This window comes from Litoreibacter meonggei, assembly GCF_003663885.1.
In the GTDB taxonomy this organism is placed as follows: Bacteria; Pseudomonadota; Alphaproteobacteria; order Rhodobacterales; family Rhodobacteraceae; genus Litoreibacter; species Litoreibacter meonggei.
In genome coordinates, this window is sequence record NZ_RCCE01000001.1 from 61,892 (window position 1) to 79,766 (window position 17,875).

At 58.9% G+C, this 17,875-nt stretch carries 14 protein-coding genes; 6 read left to right on the forward strand and 8 right to left on the reverse strand.

The annotated features are described in order from the left end of the window. Nucleotides 1-173: 173 nt before the first annotated feature. Nucleotides 174-1,736 carry a trimethylamine methyltransferase family protein gene (locus tag BCF46_RS00280; RefSeq protein WP_121020585.1) on the forward strand — a complete coding sequence of 521 codons (1,563 nt, stop codon included), beginning with the start codon at nt 174-176 and terminating at the stop codon, nt 1,734-1,736. A gap of 74 nt (nt 1,737-1,810) precedes the next feature. Here the strand turns inward: BCF46_RS00280 and BCF46_RS00285 are convergent, their stop codons facing one another. From BCF46_RS00285 to edd, 3 genes are all read right to left on the reverse strand, one after another. Beyond that, complete coding sequence (locus BCF46_RS00285; protein WP_121020587.1) at nt 1,811-2,701, reverse strand: DMT family transporter; 891 nt, start codon at nt 2,699-2,701, stop codon at nt 1,811-1,813. Nucleotides 2,702-2,722: 21 nt separating this feature from the next. Next, the gene (locus tag BCF46_RS00290; protein ID WP_121020589.1) at nt 2,723-3,364 is read right to left on the reverse strand and encodes a bifunctional 4-hydroxy-2-oxoglutarate aldolase/2-dehydro-3-deoxy-phosphogluconate aldolase; all 642 of its coding nucleotides are present in this window, start codon (nt 3,362-3,364) and stop codon (nt 2,723-2,725) included. A gap of 68 nt (nt 3,365-3,432) precedes the next feature. Next, nucleotides 3,433-5,238 (reverse strand): phosphogluconate dehydratase, encoded by a 1,806-nt coding sequence (edd, locus tag BCF46_RS00295; protein ID WP_121020591.1) that lies wholly within the window; start codon nt 5,236-5,238, stop codon nt 3,433-3,435. A gap of 106 nt (nt 5,239-5,344) precedes the next feature. Between edd and BCF46_RS00300 the strand changes: the two genes are divergently transcribed. Beyond that, nucleotides 5,345-5,794, forward strand: coding sequence for a GNAT family N-acetyltransferase (locus BCF46_RS00300; RefSeq protein ID WP_121020593.1), 450 nt, complete (start codon nt 5,345-5,347; stop codon nt 5,792-5,794). Here the strand turns inward: BCF46_RS00300 and BCF46_RS00305 are convergent. The 5 genes from BCF46_RS00305 to BCF46_RS00325 all read right to left on the reverse strand — a co-directional run bounded on the left by BCF46_RS00305 (nt 5,791) and on the right by BCF46_RS00325 (nt 12,105). Further along, the gene (locus tag BCF46_RS00305; protein ID WP_121020595.1) at nt 5,791-6,888 is read right to left on the reverse strand and encodes an ABC transporter ATP-binding protein; all 1,098 of its coding nucleotides are present in this window, start codon (nt 6,886-6,888) and stop codon (nt 5,791-5,793) included. The genes BCF46_RS00300 and BCF46_RS00305 overlap by 4 nt on opposite strands. Nucleotides 6,889-6,904: 16 nt before the next feature. Continuing rightward, complete coding sequence (locus BCF46_RS00310; RefSeq protein WP_245989669.1) at nt 6,905-8,557, reverse strand: alpha-glucosidase family protein; 1,653 nt, start codon at nt 8,555-8,557, stop codon at nt 6,905-6,907. Nucleotides 8,558-8,569: 12 nt separating this feature from the next. Beyond that, nucleotides 8,570-9,694 (reverse strand): carbohydrate ABC transporter permease, encoded by a 1,125-nt coding sequence (locus BCF46_RS00315; RefSeq protein ID WP_121020597.1) that lies wholly within the window; start codon nt 9,692-9,694, stop codon nt 8,570-8,572. Further along, nucleotides 9,694-10,671, reverse strand: coding sequence for a carbohydrate ABC transporter permease (locus tag BCF46_RS00320; RefSeq protein WP_121020599.1), 978 nt, complete (start codon nt 10,669-10,671; stop codon nt 9,694-9,696). Before BCF46_RS00320 ends, BCF46_RS00315 begins: the two co-directional genes overlap by 1 nt. A gap of 78 nt (nt 10,672-10,749) precedes the next feature. Continuing rightward, nucleotides 10,750-12,105, reverse strand: a complete 1,356-nt coding sequence (locus BCF46_RS00325) for an ABC transporter substrate-binding protein (RefSeq protein ID WP_121020601.1) — start codon at nt 12,103-12,105, stop codon at nt 10,750-10,752. A 278-nt stretch (nt 12,106-12,383) separates the two neighbouring features. Here BCF46_RS00325 and BCF46_RS00330 point away from each other — a divergent pair, with 278 nt between their 5' ends. From BCF46_RS00330 to BCF46_RS00345, 4 genes are all read left to right on the forward strand, one after another. Next, nucleotides 12,384-13,412, forward strand: coding sequence for a substrate-binding domain-containing protein (locus tag BCF46_RS00330; protein WP_121022201.1), 1,029 nt, complete (start codon nt 12,384-12,386; stop codon nt 13,410-13,412). 12 nt (nt 13,413-13,424) lie between these two features. Then, complete coding sequence (locus BCF46_RS00335) at nt 13,425-14,738, forward strand: GH1 family beta-glucosidase (RefSeq protein WP_211332753.1); 1,314 nt, start codon at nt 13,425-13,427, stop codon at nt 14,736-14,738. A 4-nt stretch (nt 14,739-14,742) separates the two neighbouring features. Beyond that, nucleotides 14,743-15,714 carry a glucokinase gene (locus BCF46_RS00340; protein ID WP_121020605.1) on the forward strand — a complete coding sequence of 324 codons (972 nt, stop codon included), beginning with the start codon at nt 14,743-14,745 and terminating at the stop codon, nt 15,712-15,714. 528 nt (nt 15,715-16,242) lie between these two features. Further along, entirely contained in the window at nt 16,243-17,841 is a 1,599-nt protein-coding gene (locus tag BCF46_RS00345) for a phage tail sheath family protein (RefSeq protein WP_121020607.1), read from the forward strand. Nucleotides 17,842-17,875 lie beyond the last annotated feature (34 nt).

Below are 17,875 nucleotides of genomic sequence, written 5' to 3' on the forward strand. Positions count from 1 at the left end.
CACTTCTGACACCAAAACTGGCGTCCAGGAGGACATATATGCAGCAACACGGATGCATAGACGTTCTGGTGGTGCGCACGATTGGCGCCCGCCGAGGACGCGCCGCGCGAGGGCGCCCAGTGCAGGTTTGACCGCAAGCCATGCCCTGACATTCCCCCGCGAAAGCTCCTGATATGAACGACCAGTCCCCAAGCTCTCCCCGCCGCGCCGGAGGCCGCGCCGCGCGCCGTGCCATGCGCGCAGCCCCCCTTGCCACTGACAAACGCCCCATTCGCGCCGGTATGGAAGGCGGGCAATTGCGCGTTCTGTCCGACATCGACATCGCCAATATCCACGAAGCCGCATTGACGGCGCTGGAGCAAATCGGACTGGCGGATGCGCCGGAAAGCGGCGTTGAAATTTTGACCGGCGCAGGGGCAATTCTAGGCAAAGATGGGCGTATCCGCTTCCCCCGCGCATTGGTAGAGGACATGCTGGCGGTCGCCTGCAAGGACATGACGTTATGCGGACGCGATCCCGAGAACGACCTACATTTGGGCGACAGGAAGGTGCATTTCGGCACGGCTGGCGCTGCGGTCCATGTGGTGGACGTGGCAGGCCGTGACTACCGCGAAAGCACCGTTCAAGATTTGTTTGACGCCGCCCGAATTGCCGACCAGTTGGACAACATCCACTTTCTGCAACGGCCCATGGTGTGCCGCGACATTGCCGACAATTACGAAATGGACCTGAACACCATCTACGCCTGCACCCGCGGCACCACCAAGCATGTCGGCGTGTCTTTCACCGAGCCGGACTACGTCGCGGGCGCGCTGGAGATGTTGCACATGATCGCAGGGGGTGAGGATGCGTGGCGGTCGCGGCCCTTCGTGTCGAACACCAATTGCTTTGTCGTGCCGCCAATGAAATTCGCCACCGAGGCCTGCCGTGTGATGGAGGAATGCATCGCAGGTGGCATGCCGGTGCTGCTGCTGTCGGCGGGCATGGCGGGTGCCACGGCGCCCTCGCCGGTTGCTGGTGCGATAGTGCAGGCGGTGGCGGAATGTCTGGCGGGCGTGGTCTATGTGAACGCCATCAAGCCGGGTCATCCCGCGGTGTTCGGCACGTGGCCCTTCGGTTTGGACCTTCGTACCGGGGCGATGTCGGTCGGCTCTGGCGAGCAGGCTTTGCTGACTGCTGGCTGCGCGCAGATGCACCAGTTCTACGGCATTCCGGGCGGGGCCGCCGCAGGCGCGTCCGATTCCAAACTGCCGGACATGCAGGCGGGGTGGGAGCAGATGTGCTCCAACGTCATGGCCGGATTGTCAGGGCTGAACATGGTCTACGAGGCGGCAGGAATGCATGCATCTTTGCTGGGATTTTGCCACGAGAGCTTGATCTTGGGCAATGATCTGATCGGTCAGGCGCTGCGTTGTGTACGCGGAATCGAGGTCAATGACGAAACGCTCGCATTAGATGTAATGCGCGCCACCTGTCTGGGCGTAGATGGGGCCAAGGGTGTGGGGCACTATTTGGGCGCGGATCAAACGCTGAGCCGGATGGAAACCGACTACGTCTACCCTGAGCTTGGCGACCGGACGTCACCCAAGGAATGGGCCGAGAAGGACAAACCGGATTTGCTGAAAAACGCCACCGCTAAGAAAGAAGCGATATTGGCACAGCGGTCAAATGCGGAGTTTGATCCGGTAGTGGATCGGGCAATCCGCAACAGGTTTGCGATCCACTTGGCCGATTAGCACGGTGATGGAATCGTGTTTAACTGCGTAAACCATCGAGTATGATAGTCGCCTGAGCGGACCAGACAACCCGCTCAACGCGCGGATCGACCTGATGGTGGAACAAAAAAGGAGACCATCAACGCGGCAAGAGTGATCGCAACTGCGCCAGCAATTCCGACACCGCCGGGAACGGTCGAGAAGATAAGCAGATCGAACCCCAAGGCCCAGATCAGCCCTGTAAATTCGAACGGGGCAAGCGCGCCAACCGGAGCCCGAGCAACGGCTTCGTTGGAGACGATATGGCCGACTCCACCAAGGAGACCGGCGATCATGAGCCAGCCAAACAGGCGCCCATCCAAGGGAATCCAGCCAAGTGGCAACGTACCCAATCCAACGAGAGCCGAGACGATAGCGAAATAGAAGGCAATGCTGGATGAACTTTCGGTGAGCGTCATGGTCTTCGTATGGACCCGAACAAACGCCATGGTAAACGCGTATGCCAAACCAGCCAGCACACCGATGATGGCACCTTCGCCGGGAACTGCAAACGCATCCCAAAGCAGAAACAAGACGCCGCAAAATCCAAGTAAAACGGCAATGACTACGCTGCTTGTGAGCGTCTCACGCAACAATAACGCTGCGAGAGGCAGAACCAAAACTGGCGCAAGATACGCAAGTGCCTGCGCGTTTGCGACCGGCAGATACGCAAGCGACAGGAATGATGCCCCCATGGAAACCGCCCCCAGAAGGCTTCTTGTCACGTGAAGCCATGGGCGACGGGTGCGAAGCGTGCCGGGGAATTCCTTTCGCCAAACCATGTAGAGGCAGATCGGGATCAACGCGACCGCAGACCTCCAGAACATGATTTGTCCGATTGGCGCAGTTTCGGCGGCTCCATGAACTGCCGCAGACATTGCCGTCATCAAAAATACGGCAAGAAGTCGAAGTCCAATGCCCTCAAAATATCTTTTGCGTGGAGACATTCATGTTGTCCGTCCGGAGGTCTATCGCGGCAATGCCGCTGCGTCCTTGGCCAGCGCAGTGATCCCATCCCAGTCACCCGCCTGAACTTTATCCTTTGGCGCGACCCAAGACCCACCTGCGCATACCACATTGGACAAGCTCAGGTAATCGGCGGCATTGGCCGGGCTAACGCCGCCTGTTGGGCAAAAGCTGATCTGCGGGATTGGCGCGCCGATGGCTTTGACGGCAGGTGCACCACCCGACGCTTCGGCGGGGAAAAATTTCAGCATGGTGTAGCCACGCTCCAACAGGCGCATGGCCTCGGTCGCGGTAGAGACACCAGGGAGCAGCGGCAAGCCGGCTTCCTCGCAGGCATCCAGCAGGCGGTCTGTTGCCCCGGGAGAGACACCAAACTTGGCACCAGCATCAACGGCCGCGTGCACATCATCAGGCGTTAGCAATGTACCTGCCCCGACCACGCCACCGTCGACCTTGGCCATCTCCGCGATAACCTCCAGAGCGGCTGGAGTGCGCAGTGTGACCTCCAACGCAGGTAAACCACCTGCGACAAGCGCGTGTGCCAAGGGCTGCGCATGGGCCGCGTCATCGACCACCAGAACGGGCACAATCGGGGCAAGCTCGCAGATTTGGAGTGCGAGTTGGCTGGCTTGCAATGGGGTCATGTTGGAATCGTCCTTTGTAGTGACCGGATAAAATCCCGGCATGAATTTTAGTTAAGCAATGAAGTCGGTCAGACCACAACCCCTGCCCCGTCAGCAGCAATTCCAGCGGTTTGGCGGAAGATCGAGAACAGCTCGCGCCCGATACCATGGGAGTTGTCGCTGAGATCAGGCGTCGCAGAGGCACGGGATTGCACATCGGCGGTCAGAACCTCCAGCGTGCCTTGTGTCGCGTCAAGTCGGATCACGTCGCCGTCTTGTAGCTTGCCGATAAGACCGCCATCGACGGCTTCGGGGCAGACATGAATGGCGGCTGGCACCTTGCCGGACGCGCCGGACATGCGGCCATCGGTGACCAGCGCCACCTTGAGGCCTCGATCTTGCAACACGGCAAGGATCGGGGTCAGACCGTGAAGCTCTGGCATACCATTGGATTTGGGGCCTTGGAAGCGCACTACGACGATGGTGTCGGAGGTGAACTCGCCCGCCTTGAACGCAGCTTTCACCGCTTCTTGGGTTTGGAAGATGCGCGCAGGGGCTTCGATGATGTGACGTTCGGGCGCGACTGCAGAGACCTTGATAACCCCGCGACCCAGATTGCCCGTGAGTTGTTTCAACCCGCCCTCGGGGGCGAATGGGTCCGATGCGGGGCGCAGGATGCGGTCGTTTTGAGTTTCGCGCGGCGCGTCTTCCCATGTCAGTTGACCGTCACGCAGCTTGGGGTCGCGGGCGTACAAGCCAAGACCATCCCCCATCACGGTGCGGGTGTCGGGGTGCAACAAGCCTGCGTCAAGCAGCTCGCCGATCATGTAGGTCAGCCCGCCTGCCGCGTGGAAATGGTTCACGTCTGCCAAGCCATTGGGATAGACCCGCGCCATCAAAGGCGTCGCGTCGGAGATGTCGGACAGGTCTTGCAGGTCGAGGATCACACCAGCGGCGCGCGCCATGGCGATGATGTGGATCACCAGATTGGTGGAGCCGCCAGTGGCCATCAGCCCGACGAGGCCGTTCACGAAGGTCTTCTCGTCAAGGATGTCACACACTGGCGTGTAGTCATTGTCAAGGTTGGTGATCTCCAACGCGCGTTTCGCCCCGTAATTGGTCAGAGCGTCGCGCATGTCAGTGCCGGGATTGACGAAGCTGGAACCCGGAAGATGCAGCCCCATAAACTCCATCAGCATCTGGTTGGAGTTGGCGGTGCCGTAGAACGTACAGGTGCCGGGGGAATGGTAGGACGCCATCTCCGCGGCCATGAGCGCGTCACGGCCAACTTCACCGGCGGCGAATTTCTGACGGACCTTGGCTTTTTCGTCGTTGGGCAAGCCGGAGGGCATAGGACCCGCCGGCAGGAAAATGCCAGGAAGATAGCCGAAAGTGGCAGCCGCGATGACGAGGCCCGGCACGATTTTGTCGCACACGCCAAGATAAACGGCGGCATCGAATGTGTTGTGGCTGAGACCCACGCCAGCAGCCAGCGCGATCACGTCGCGCGAAAACAACGACAGCTCCATGCCGACTTGGCCCTGCGTGACACCGTCACACATGGCAGGCACGCCGCCCGCAACCTGCGCCGTGCCTCCATTGGCGCGGGCGGTGGCTTTTATCAGGTCGGGGAAATCCTTGAACGGCTGGTGCGCCGAAAGCATGTCGTTATAGGCGGTGATGATGCCAATATTACCACCCTGCCCGTCAAGCATCGGCGCTTGGTCATCCTCCATCGCCGCATAGGCATGGGCTTGGTTGCCGCACGTCAGATGCGCGCGGCGCGGGCCTTCATCGGCGGCTTGACGCATACGGGCCATATAGGTGCTGCGACTGTCTTTGGAGCGCGCGATGATCCGTTGGGTGACGTCTTCGATTCTGGAATTAAGCTGCATAGAGACCTCCGTGAGTTACGTTTGGTATACCTCCGTTAGCGCTAACAGTAAACCCTCATATGTAGCCCCTATTGTGCCGGAATGACGCAGACGCTACCCCTACCGGATGGCAAACATTCACATCACCGCAGCCCGACCCGCCGATGCTAAAGCGATTTTGCCGATGGTGCACGCCTTGGCGACCCATCATGGCGACATCCCGCGCGTGACCGAAGCCGATCTTGAGCGAGACCTGTCCGGTGGCTGGCTTTACGGACTGATTGCCCGCAATGCGGACGGGCCAGCTGGTTATGCCCTGTTAACTCGGCAAGCACAGGCGCAGTTCGGTCTTCGTGGACTGGACCTGCATCATCTCTTCGTACAACCCGTCGCGCAGGGCAGCGGCGTCGGCACCGCATTGCTCAAGGCGGCAGAATCCTTGGCGACGGACCATGGCGTGGCCTACATCGTCATCGGTGCCAATCCGGACAACGAAAAGGCGCATGGCTTCTACAAAAGCCAAGGATACGACATGCAACAGGCAACAGGGCAGCGGTTCCGGAAATCCCTCGCCTAACGGTAGAGCAGCGATTTGCCATCCGCGAACAGGTGTACCTTGGACGGGTCTGCAGTCATGTTGATCACCTTGCCACGTATATCGGTGTGGATGCCCTGCAGCTTGGCGATGACCGGCTCATTCTCTGGCGCGGATTTGGCGAAATAGAGCTGCGTGACCTCGCCTAATGCCTCAACGATAGCGACAGTGCCTGCATAGGCGTAGTTTTCGCCGTCGGTCGCGATCATGTCCTCCGGGCGAATGCCTACATTGACTTTCAGGCCCTTGTCATCTGCGGTGGTCGGGATGTTGGCGGTGATGGTGCCTTTGCCCTCTGGCAGTGACACGGTAGTGACTTTGCCGGTTTTTACGACCTCACCTGCCATTAGGTTCATTGCTGGCGAGCCGATGAACTGCGCGACAAATTCGTTCTCCGGCGTCTCGTACAGTTGCAACGGAGAGCCGACCTGCGCGATGCCCTTGTTGGCCAGAACCACGATGCGCGAGGCCAGCGTCATGGCCTCCACCTGATCGTGGGTCACGTAGATCATGGTGGAATTCGGCATGCTCTCTTTAAGCTGCGCAATCTCGATACGGGTGGCGACACGCAAGGACGCGTCGAGGTTCGAAAGCGGCTCGTCAAACAGATAGACCTTGGGGTCGCGCACGATCGAGCGGCCAATGGCGACCCGTTGGCGTTGCCCACCTGACAGAGCTTTAGGCAGGCGGTCGAGATATTCGTCGAGTTGCAGAACCTTGGCGGCGCGGTTCACGGCGGCGTCAATCTCATCCGGTGTTTTCTTGGCCAGCTTCAGCGCAAACGCCATGTTGTCGCGCACGGTCATATGCGGATACAGCGCGTAGGATTGGAACACCATCGCGATGCCACGTTGCGCGGGCGGCACGTCGTTCATCACCTCACCGTCGATTTGCAACTCGCCTGCGGTGATTTTCTCAAGGCCCGCTATCATCCGCAGCAGTGTGGACTTGCCGCAGCCGGATGGGCCAACGAAAACGATCAACTCGCCCGTGGTGATGTCAAGGTTGATGTCCTTCAGGACCTCGACCGTGCCACCGTAGTTTTTGCCAACGCCCGTGAGTTTCAGGTCTGCCATGGTCGTTCTCTCCCCGTTACCGTTTCAGCGCGAAGCATGGCTGCCACGGCCCTAAATGTAGTTTTCCGTCCGGTGCTGGTCCGGTGGAGCCAAGCTCGGCTCCAATGGGCACCCAGTCGCCTGTCGGCATGTCCAATTCCGACGGCGTGTCAGACAGGTTGAAGGCGCAAAATATCGTCTCGCCTTTGTGCGTGCGTGTGAAACTCAGCACATCACCGTCGGCTTTCATATGCGCGTGCGTTCCCTTCACCAGCGCCGGATGCGCGTGGCGGAAGGCCAGCATATGGCGGTAATGGTGCAACGGCGCGGCCGGATCATGTTCCTGGGTTTCGACCGAGCGCATCACGTGGTCGTGGCTGACCGGCAACCACGGCGCACCGATGGTAAAGCCGCCATTTTGGTTGGACGGCTCCCAAACCATGGGCGTGCGACAGCCATCGCGACCTTTGAATTCGGGCCAGAACTCAATGCCGTAGGGATCTTGCAGATCCTCAAAGGCAACATCCGCTTCTGGCAGGCCCAATTCTTCGCCCTGATAAATGCACAACGATCCCCGCAGCGCACCCATCATCGTGGTGTAGCCGCGATGCGCCGCAGGCGTCAGGTTCCAGCGGGTGGTATGCCGGATCACATCGTGGTTCGAGAACGCCCAACAGGCCCAGCCATCGGGGGCTGCGTCGTCGAGCCGCTTCATGGTTTCGACCACGCGCGCGGCGGTCAATTTTTCGGAGGACAGGAATTCAAACGCGTAGCACATATGCACCCGCTCATCGCCGGCCGTGTATTCGCCCAGTAGTTCCAGCCCGCGTTGAGCGTCACCGACCTCGCCCACCGAGGTTGTCGCCGGGTATTCATCCAGCAACGCGCGGTAGCGTTTGAGGAATGCGAGGTTCTCTGGCTGGTTCTTGGAATACAGATGTTCTTGATGGTTATACGGGTTCACTGACGGCGCTATGGTCGCGTTGCGCCTTTCGGGCGGCAAGGCTGGATTGTCGCGTAGGTCCTTGTCGGCGAAGTAGAAGTTAATTGTATCAAGGCGGAAGCCGTCCACGCCGCGATCCAGCCAGAAGCGGGTCGCGTCCAAAAGCGCGTCCTGCACTTCCGGATTGTGGAAGTTCAAATCCGGCTGGGTGGCGAGGAAGTTATGCAGGTAATACTGTTCACGCCGCGCGTCCCAGTGCCATGCAGGGCCGCCGAAGATCGACAGCCAGTTATTGGGCGGAGTGCCATCCGGCTTGGGGTCGGCCCAGACATACCAATCGGCCTTGGCATTGTCGCGACTGCCGCGACTTTCCTGAAACCAAGAATGTTGGTCGGAGGTATGCGACAGCACGAGGTCGATCATCACCTTCAATCCGCGCTCATGTGCGGCCTCGATCAGCGCGTCGAAATCACCCAGATGGCCGAACATCGGATCAACGTCGCAATAGTCGCTGACGTCATAGCCGAAGTCTTTCATCGGCGAGGTGAAGAACGGCGAAATCCAGATCGCGTCCACCCCAAGCGATGCGATATAGGGCATGCGCGAGACAATCCCGAGCAAATCGCCCACCCCGTCGCCATTGCTGTCCTGAAAGCTGCGCGGGTAGATCTGATAGATTACCGCCCCACGCCACCAATCTTTGTCAACGGTAGTGGAGGCTTTCAGTTTGGGGTCCATTTTCGTCATGGAAGTCGTGTCCTATTTGACGGAGCCGGCCAACAGACCGCGCACCAGATAGCGTTGCATTGTGAAGAAGACGATCAGCGGCACGGCGATCGAGATGAAGGCCGCAGCCGCGAGGATGCCCCAGTCGCCGCCCTTCGACCCCAGCAGGTCATCGGCGATCTTGACGGTCATCACCCAGCTCTCCGAGTTCGACGGTAAGAACACCTTGGCCACCAGCAGATCGTTCCATGTCCACAGGAACTGGAAGATGGCGAAACTGGCCAGCGCCGGGAAGCTCAACGGCAGCACGATTTTGGTGAACACCTGAAAGTCCGTGGCCCCATCGACCTTGGCACTCTCGATGATGTCGCGCGGCAGGCCGACCATGTAGTTTCGCAAAAGGTATATCGCCAAAGGTAGCCCGAAGCCCGTGTGCGCCATCCATATACCAAGGAAGCTCTGCCCGATGCCCACCTTGTTGTGCAGCGTCAAGAGCGGCACCAGCGCCAGTTGAAGCGGCACGACCAGCAGCCCGACGACCAGCGCGATGAGGAAGCCGCGGCCTCTAAAATCCATCCACGCCAAGGCGTAGGCCGCGAAGGCGGCGATCAGGATCGGGATGATGGTCGCGGGGATCGTGACCGTCAGCGTGTTGATAAACGCGCGGTCCATGTTGTCGGAGGCCATGATAGTCCGGTAATTGTCCAGAGAGAAGTCCGGCGGGCTGGAGGCCGCATAATAGATCGACGGGTCGCGCTTGATCTCGGCGGGCGAGGTATAAACGTAGGAACCGTCTGACTGCACCGTCAACGTCCGGTCCTTGGTCAGCTGCGCGATCTCCCCCGCTTTAAACTCGGTCGGTGCCGCGCGTTTGCCGCCAAAGCGGGTGACTTTGCCTTTGCCGTCCTCGAACACGTTACCCGTGATCACATTGACCCCGCCCTCCGCTTTCGCGTCATCAGAAGGCGCTTTGGCCTGATAGTTTTGCGAGACCGGGAATGGTGATAACCACCAGCCGGTCGCGCTGATCTGGTCGCGGTCGCGGAAGGATGACACCAGCAAGCCCACTGTGGGGATCAGCCAGATCACAACCAGCAGCACGACCGAGATATTTACCGCCCAAGACAGCGAAGACTTTGTACCAGCAATATTGTCCATTATTTCATCTCCGCGCGGGCTTGGCGAATGTTCCAGATCATCACGGGAAGCACGATAATCATGATCACGAATGCCACCGCGGTGGCGCGGCCGTCATCGCGGAACATATAACTCATCATGTAACTCGGCAGGATTTCAGTGCCGAAATTCCCCCCCGTCATGGTGTAGACGATGTCGAACACCTTCAGCACGAGGATGGTGATGGTGGTCCAGACAACCACGATGGTGCCCATAATCTGTGGCACCTTGATCTTGAAGAATATCTGGAACGGGTTTGCGCCGTCGATGATGGCCGCCTCGATGGTCTCCTCGGGGATGCCGCGCAGAGCGGCGCTCAGGATCACCATGGCAAAGCCCGTTTGGATCCACACAAGGATGAACATCAGGAAGAAGTTATTCCAGAACGGCAGTTGCAGCGGGTCCAGCGGGGCTGCGCCGAAGCTGTCGCGGATTGCGTTGATCAGGCCGATATCGGGATTGTTGGCATAGACGAATTTCCAGATCAGCGACGCGCCGACGAAGGAAATAGCCATCGGCATGAAGATCAGCGACTTGGCAATATTACCCCATGTCAGGCGATCGGTCAGTTGCGCGACTAGAAGCCCCAGAAACGTAGCCCCTGCCGGCACGACCAGCACCCACATGAAATTATTGAATAGCGCCGTCTGGAAGCCATCATCGGCGAACATCGTGCTGTAATTGCCAAAGCCGATAAAATCCTCGCCGCTGCGGTTGAACAAAGATCGGTAGAATGATCCGACCACCGGATAGATCAGGTATAGGCTAAGCGCCGCCAGCGCCGGAAATAGGAACAACCACGGGCGCACCATGTTGGCGCGATTGATGTTCTTGCCGGGGTTTTTCGTCTGCGGCGGGAAGATGACCTTATCAAGGATCAGGTTCGAGGCGAAAAAATATCCGATACAGCCGCCCACACCGATAAGAATGGTGAGCATACCTTGGATCAATGGTGACATGGGGCAGTCCTCCGATAGGGGCAGCGGTCTGGCAGCGAGGGGCGTGTTGGCCCCTCGCTGCAATCATGTTGTCAGAGTTTACTGGATCGCGTCCCAGCGATCCTGAATACCCTTCGCCACGTCAGCGGCAGGGGTGCCGGTGACATAATCCACCATGCCGGTCCAGAACGCGCCCGCGCCGATTTCGCCCGGCATCAAGTCGGATGCATCGAAGCGGAACGTCGTCGCGTTTTGCAGGATTTCGCCCTGCGCCCGCGAGCTGTCATCGGCATAAGTCGCCAGATTGACACCCGCATGTGCGGTCAGGAAGCCACCCTGGGTCATCCACAACTCATGCGCGATTGGCAGCTTCATGAACTCGATGAAGGCATTCGCCGCGTCGGACGGGTTGGTGATCGCAAACAGCGCCCCTGCCCCGAGAACGGGTTTGCCAAGATCTTTGCTCGCAAATGCAGGGAAGTAGAAGAAATCTACGTCCTCGCCCATCGCTGTCCCTTCAGGGAAGAACGCCGGAATGAACGATGCCTGACGGTGCATGTAGCACTTTGGCGGGATTGCGAACAAACCTGCGGGGCTGTCACGGAAATCTGTGCTGGCCACGGCAGCGGCGCCACCGTCGACATAGGCGTCGTTACGGGCAAATGCGCCGAACTCTTCGATGGCGGCAATCACTTTGGGATCGTCGAACTTCATCTCGTTGGCGACCCAGGCGTCATAGTCTTCTGGCGAGGTGGTGCGCAGCATCATGTCTTCGACCCAGTCAGTCGCAGGCCAGCCAGTCGCCGCACCCGATCCCAGACCAATACACCAAGGTGTGCCGCCATCTTCGACGATCTGGTCGGTCAGGGCCTTCAGGTCTTCCATGGACTCCGGAATATCATAGCCGCCTTCATCGAAGGCTTCAGGCGAGTACCAAACCAGCGATTTCACATCGACACGGTAGAAGAAGCCGTACATCTGGTCCGCGCCGTCTTTGTCGGCATAGGTGCCCAGATCGACCCATGACTGGCCTGCCGCGAAGTTGTTGGCGACCCAATCGGCGGTACCGTCGGCAAGCGGCGTCAACAAGCCTTGGCTTGCCATATCGGCGGCTAGACCGGGCTGCGGGAACGCGGCCAAGTTCGGCGCGGAGCCGGAGCGCGCGGACACAACAATGTCCTGCTCGAAGCTGTCAGAGCCGGAATAGGTCACATCAGCGCCGGTGGCGGCGTTGAAATAGGCGAATACTTTTTCGACCTTTTCTTTCTCGTTCCCGGTCCACGCACCCGTGATGGTCAGCGATTGACCACTCAGATCGGTGGCCTCTGCAAACGCGTTGTAGCTGTCCCACGAAAAATCGCCGCCTTCGGTGCCATAGGCCAGATGGCCGTCAGCAAATGCGGATGAACTGCTCAGCGCGATGATGGCCGCCGAGGTGTATAGGCTAAGTTTCATAAAATCCTCCCAGTTTCAGCGCATGCTGCGCTTAAGTATCTTTCGCGCGTTTGAGAATCATTTTCCAAAGCGCTTTGGATAATCTTAAAAGTGACCCAGCGTCTTGCCTGTGTCAACAAATCGTAGCGGCGAGGTAATGTTTTCCTTATCTTTTCTGCACATGCGAACGCACATTCCGCGACGCAGCGTCCAAATGCCCTTTGACCGCACCCCAAACGCACCCTAATAATTATCAAGATATTCAAAGCGCTTTGAAGCGAATAATGGAGGTCCGTCAGTTGAATTTACGAGAATTGTCGGATCTTCTCGGTCTGTCTCAAACAACGGTCAGCCGCGCACTGAACGGCTATCCAGAGGTCAAAGAAGCGACCCGCAAACGCGTAACCGAGGCTGCCGAGACCCATAACTACTACCCGAACACCCGCGCAAAAAGCTTGGCCACTGGGCGCACCATGTCCATTGGTCATGTTATCCCCCTGTCCAGTCAGCATGAAATGGTGAACTGCGTGTTTTCCGATTTCATCGCGGGCGCTGGCGAGGCCTATGCCCGTCAGGGCTATGACATGCGGGTTTCTGTTGTCGACGATTCTGACGAAGCCAAAGCCTATGAGCGCTTGGCCACCACCGGAAAAGTCGACGGCGTCATCGTGCATGGCCCCCTAATTGACGATGAGCGTATCCCGCTTCTGGACAGATTGGGCCTGCCATTTGTGGTCCATGGTCGGTCCAGCAATTGCACAGCACCCTATAGCTGGCTCGATGTGAACAACCGCTCCGCCTTCCGCCGCGCGACCGATTTTTTACTGGATCTCGGTCATGTGCGCATTGGCCTCGTCAACGGGTTTGAGGAAATGGATTTCGCCATGCGTCGCCGTGACGGCTATCGCGCGGCACTAGAGGCGCGCGGGATAGCCGTTGATCCCATGTTAACACACGCTTTCGAGATGACCGAGCCGTTCGGCTACGCCAAGACCTGCGAAATGCTGCGCTCGGATGATCCGCCGACAGCCATCATCGCGTCCTCTCTAATACCCGCGCTCGGGGTGCGTCGGGCGGTTGAAGAACGCGGTTTAACTATAGGAAAAGACGTTTCTATCATCTGCTTTGATGACGCGCTTTCATATCTGCCAAATGGTACCGGATCGCCAATCTTCACCGCCACGCGTTCCTCGGTGCGCGATGCGGGTCGGCGGTGTGGCGAGATGCTGATGGACCAAATCGAAGACCGCACCGCTGGACCGGTTCATGAATTGTGGGAAGCCGAACTTGTCGTGGGCGGCTCCACCGGCCCTGCCCCGCAACGCTAGAGGTTTTTTATCATGCAACACACCCGCGCTGACTTCCCTGACGGTTTCCTGTTCGCTGCTGCAACTTCCGCCTACCAGATCGAGGGGCACAGCTTCGGTGGCGCGGGTTGCACACATTGGGACGACTTCGCAGCCACCCCCGGCAACGTGGTGCGTGCGGAGCATGGATCAGTGGCCTGCGATCACTACCACCGCTACGAGGAAGATCTGGACTTGATGGCGGCGATGGGCTTGGACGCCTACCGGTTTTCAACCTCTTGGGCGCGGGTGATGCCGGACGGGATCGGCGCACCAAACCCGGAAGGTCTCGACTTCTACGACCGGCTGGTAGACGCCATGCTGGAGCGAAACCTCAAGCCCATGGCGACGCTCTATCACTGGGAGCTGCCCTCAGCGCTGGCCGATTTGGGCGGATGGCGCAATCCAGACCTGCCCAACTGGTTCGGTGAATACACTCGCGTTATTATGGATCGGATCGGAGATCGTGTGTTCTCCGTCGCCCCGGTGAACGAGCCTTGGTGTGTCAGCTGGCTCAGCCATTTTTTGGGTCACCACGCCCCCGGCTTGCGCGACATTCGCGCCACGGCCCATGCTATGCACCATGTTCTATGCGCCCATGGCCGCGCAGTGGAGGTGTTGCGCGACCTGAACGTGCCCAACGTGGGGGCCGTGTGTAATTTCGAATACGCCCACCCCGCCACCGACAGCGCGGCAGATCGCAACGCGGCCGATCTTTATGACGGCTATTACAACCGCTTCTTCCTTGGTGGGTTATTCAAAGGGGCCTACCCTGAAAACGTCATGGAAAGGCTGGAACCGCACATGCCGAAAGGCTGGCAGGATGACTTCCCGCTGATAGGTCAAAAACTCGATTGGGTGGGGCTCAACTATTACACCTGCAAACGAATTTCCGCCACCAACGGTGCTTGGCCTTCCTTAGAAGAGGTCGACGGCCCTTTGCCAAAAACGCAGATGGGTTGGGAGATCTACCCCGAGGGATTGCGGCACTTTCTGAACTGGGTGAACGAAAATTACACCAAAGGACTGCCCCTTTATGTGACGGAAAACGGCATGGCGAACCCTGACATGCCAAATGAGCCGGACACCGCGCGCATAGAGTATCTTAACCAGCACCTCGGGGCAGCACGGCAGGCCATGGCCGACGGCGTTCCGTTGCAAGGCTACACCTTCTGGTCGCTCATGGACAATTACGAATGGGCTTTGGGCTACGAGAAACGCTTCGGTTTGATTCATGTGGACTTCGACACCCTTGAACGCTCCCCGAAAGCCTCCTACCACGCACTCGCACGCGCCTTGAAAGCCTGACCATATGACCCGTCCCGCAGATATCTACTCCCTCGTTGCCGATATTGGAGGCACCAACACCCGCGTGGCCTTGGCCGAAGGCACGCACCTTCTGACTGACACTGTGACGCGCTATGCCAATGCGGACTACCCCGGCCTTGAAACGGTCCTGACGGCCTATATCGACGCACAGCAAGTTGACTGCAAAAGCGCCTGCGTGGCACTGGCCGGGCCCGTGAAAGACGGGCGAGGCTCCATGACGAACCTCGATTGGGCGTTAGACGAAGCAACGCTCGCCCGCGCCACTCAAGCTGAAACCGCCTGCCTGCTAAACGACCTTCAGGCGCAGGGCCACGCTTTGGGCGCGTTGCCCGAGGGCGCGGTAACTCAACTGGTCGCAGCCCAAGAGGTGGATCACGACCCGAAAGCCACCAAACTGGTCATCGGGGTCGGCACCGGGTTCAACATCGCCCCTGTCTATGAGACCCGATGGGGTCGGCACGTCCCGCCATCTGAAAGCGGCCACGCCAACCTGCCGCTGCGATCCGAGGGCGAATTGCGACTGGCGCAATATTTCGAAACCGCCCACGGCTTCCCTGCAGTGGAGGACATGATGTCCGGTCGTGGGTTGGAGCGTGTTTATGCGTGGCTTGGCATCGAGGCCGACGATCCGCGCGAAGCCCGCGCGGCTGATATTATGGCAGGGTTTGAGAACGGAACCGATCCACGCGCGCTGGAAGCCGCGACCATGTTTGTGCGAATGCTCGGAACCGTGGCGGGCAACCTGTCGCTGATCCACCTGCCCTTTGGCGGAGTATTCTTTTCGGGTGGAGTAGCACGTGCCTTCGCCCGCCATTTCGTCCCGCTTGGGTTTTCAGACGCGTTTCGCGACAAAGGCCGCTTTGCCGGGTTCATGGGCAATTTCGAGGTCGGCGTTATCGAAGACGACTTCGCCGCTCTTACCGGCTGTGCAAACTATCTCGCAGCGCAAGATTGAGCTACGCGAGGTGAGTCTCTGAAGTCTCCAGCTCAGCTGCAAAACAATTCTCCCAAACACCAATTCTGGTCGTTTCACGGGCGTGAATTTGGCTTCACACCTTATTCACGGCAGGTAAGTTTTTGATTTTAAACAACTTCACCTCAACGCCTTACCCTAAGGTTAACTCCGCTCTTGATCGATCTGCGGGGAATAACGCAGAGTTTTCGTCATAAGCGAAGAGTGAACCGCTTATTTTTATGACGTAACTCTACTTGCCGCCCGGCCGCACTGCTTTCGACGAGGATTAACCCTTTGCAGGCCGTCGGGCACCGCAAGCTCCGCGTTACGGCGCTGATAGGTGCCCCCCAGCACCGTCCCCTTCAGTGTCGCGACGTTCGACCCTCTCGCGTGGCTCTCCCCCGCGCAAGAGGGTCAGCGGGCTTCGCCGTTTCGGCAATGACAAAACATCGCCACCTGTTCCGTGCCTGTCGGCGCGGGACCGGTCCTAAACTGCTGACATTCATGCTGCCAAGGAGCCAGAGCCCCATGTATCAACATCCAGGCGTCTATATCGAACACGTCCCTTCCAACGCGTTGTCCATCGAAGCGGCTTCAACATCCGTGACGGCCTTCATCGGTCATGTACGACGCGGAAGCCCCGTGACCAAATCCGGCGGTTCGCCCACGTTCATCACCTCACCCGCCCAGTATAACACGCTGTTCGGTCCGGGCGACGGGTCCGCCGGTGGCGTCAAGAACCTGCCTGACACAACCAAAGTGGATTACTTCGGGCTCGCGGTGAACGCGTATTTCTCCAATGGCGGCACCAAGGCTTATATCGTTCCCGTGCAGGGATCAGGCGGCACCAAAGCTTCGGCGCAGTTGAAAATCTCAGGCGCAACGGATCCCAAATCCGTGGCAGTGGCCGCCAAGGACAATGGGACATGGGCCAACAACCTGATGGTGTCGATGACCAGCGACAACACCGCCAAGACCTTTGACATCAGCATCGGAACATGGGCCGAACAGCCCGATGGCAGCAAAAAGCTGGATCAGGTGATCGAAAGCTTCATGGGCTTTGATTGGGAGGTTGGCGAAGGCACCGCCGCCGTCAAGCTGAAGGCTGCAACAGATTTGGCCACGGAGACGATCAACAAAGGCTCCTCTCTGGTCGAAGTCACCTTTGGTGCAGATGTGGCCATGCCAACAACTGAAACGACCGTGACGGACATCACGGCTAACGGCGCAGACTCAGGGTCCCCCGCAAAGGCGCAGTATATCGAAGCGTTGGGCCAGCTTGAGGATTACCGCGATGTGTCCATCATCGTGTTGCCAGACATAAAACCCGACACGGCGGGCAAGGTCATCTACCAAGAAGCCATCGGCCATTCCGAGAAGATGCAAAATCGGATGGTGATCGTCGACCCCGGCGACGCCGCCATCACGACGCCCAAAGAGGCCAAGGCCGCAGTCTTCACCAACTCTCCGTACGCCGCGCTTTATTATCCGCGCGTCACCGTTGGTAACCCGCATTTCGACGCCGAACTGGCTCCGAACGAGCCGCGCAGTTTCCCCGTTGGTCCGGCTGCCGTAGCCGCTGGCATGTGGGCGCGGATCGACGGCACACGCGGAGTCTGGAAGGCCCCGGCAGGCTTGGAGACTGGCATACGCGGCACCTTCGGCCCTGAACGGCTGATCGGCAATGGCGTGCAGGACAACCTCAACGAATGGGGCGTGAACTGTTTGCGCTCCATCACTGGCCCGACGGTCATTTGGGGGGCGCGCACAACCGCAACCAAGGCCAAGCCACAATACCGCTACATTTCGGTAAGGCGCACCCAGAACATGATCGGCGAAAGTCTCTACAACGCCTTGCAGGCCGTGGTGTTCGAGCCGAACGACCACAAACTGTGGGGTGGGTTACGCGCCTCGGTCGGCAATTTCATGGACGGTTTGCATCGCTCTGGTGCGTTCCAAGGCGAGAAGGCCAGTGACGCCTATTTCGTCAATTGCGGGCTCGGCTCCACCATGACGCAAGGCGACATCGACGCCGGTATCGTCAGGGTCGCCGTCGGCTTCGCGCCGTTGAAACCTGCCGAGTTTGTCGTGGTTCAGATCAGCCAAATAGTTGGGCAAACAGCCTAAACTTGCAGCCATAAAACGTTACTCCGAAAGGATT

What these genes read in the sequence shown, in the direction of transcription:
- BCF46_RS00280 (WP_121020585.1), top strand. Translation starts at nt 174, where the DNA reads ATGAACGACCAGTCCCCAAGCTCTCCCCGCCGCGCCGGAGGCCGCGCC.
- BCF46_RS00285 (WP_121020587.1), bottom strand. Translation starts at nt 2,701, where the DNA reads ATGTCTCCACGCAAAAGATATTTTGAGGGCATTGGACTTCGACTTCTT.
- BCF46_RS00290 (WP_121020589.1), bottom strand. Translation starts at nt 3,364, where the DNA reads ATGACCCCATTGCAAGCCAGCCAACTCGCACTCCAAATCTGCGAGCTT.
- edd (WP_121020591.1), bottom strand. Translation starts at nt 5,238, where the DNA reads ATGCAGCTTAATTCCAGAATCGAAGACGTCACCCAACGGATCATCGCG.
- BCF46_RS00300 (WP_121020593.1), top strand. Translation starts at nt 5,345, where the DNA reads ATGGCAAACATTCACATCACCGCAGCCCGACCCGCCGATGCTAAAGCG.
- BCF46_RS00305 (WP_121020595.1), bottom strand. Translation starts at nt 6,888, where the DNA reads ATGGCAGACCTGAAACTCACGGGCGTTGGCAAAAACTACGGTGGCACG.
- BCF46_RS00310 (WP_245989669.1), bottom strand. Translation starts at nt 8,557, where the DNA reads ATGACGAAAATGGACCCCAAACTGAAAGCCTCCACTACCGTTGACAAA.
- BCF46_RS00315 (WP_121020597.1), bottom strand. Translation starts at nt 9,694, where the DNA reads ATGGACAATATTGCTGGTACAAAGTCTTCGCTGTCTTGGGCGGTAAAT.
- BCF46_RS00320 (WP_121020599.1), bottom strand. Translation starts at nt 10,671, where the DNA reads ATGTCACCATTGATCCAAGGTATGCTCACCATTCTTATCGGTGTGGGC.
- BCF46_RS00325 (WP_121020601.1), bottom strand. Translation starts at nt 12,105, where the DNA reads ATGAAACTTAGCCTATACACCTCGGCGGCCATCATCGCGCTGAGCAGT.
- BCF46_RS00335 (WP_211332753.1), top strand. Translation starts at nt 13,425, where the DNA reads ATGCAACACACCCGCGCTGACTTCCCTGACGGTTTCCTGTTCGCTGCT.
- BCF46_RS00340 (WP_121020605.1), top strand. Translation starts at nt 14,743, where the DNA reads ATGACCCGTCCCGCAGATATCTACTCCCTCGTTGCCGATATTGGAGGC.
- BCF46_RS00345 (WP_121020607.1), top strand. Translation starts at nt 16,243, where the DNA reads ATGTATCAACATCCAGGCGTCTATATCGAACACGTCCCTTCCAACGCG.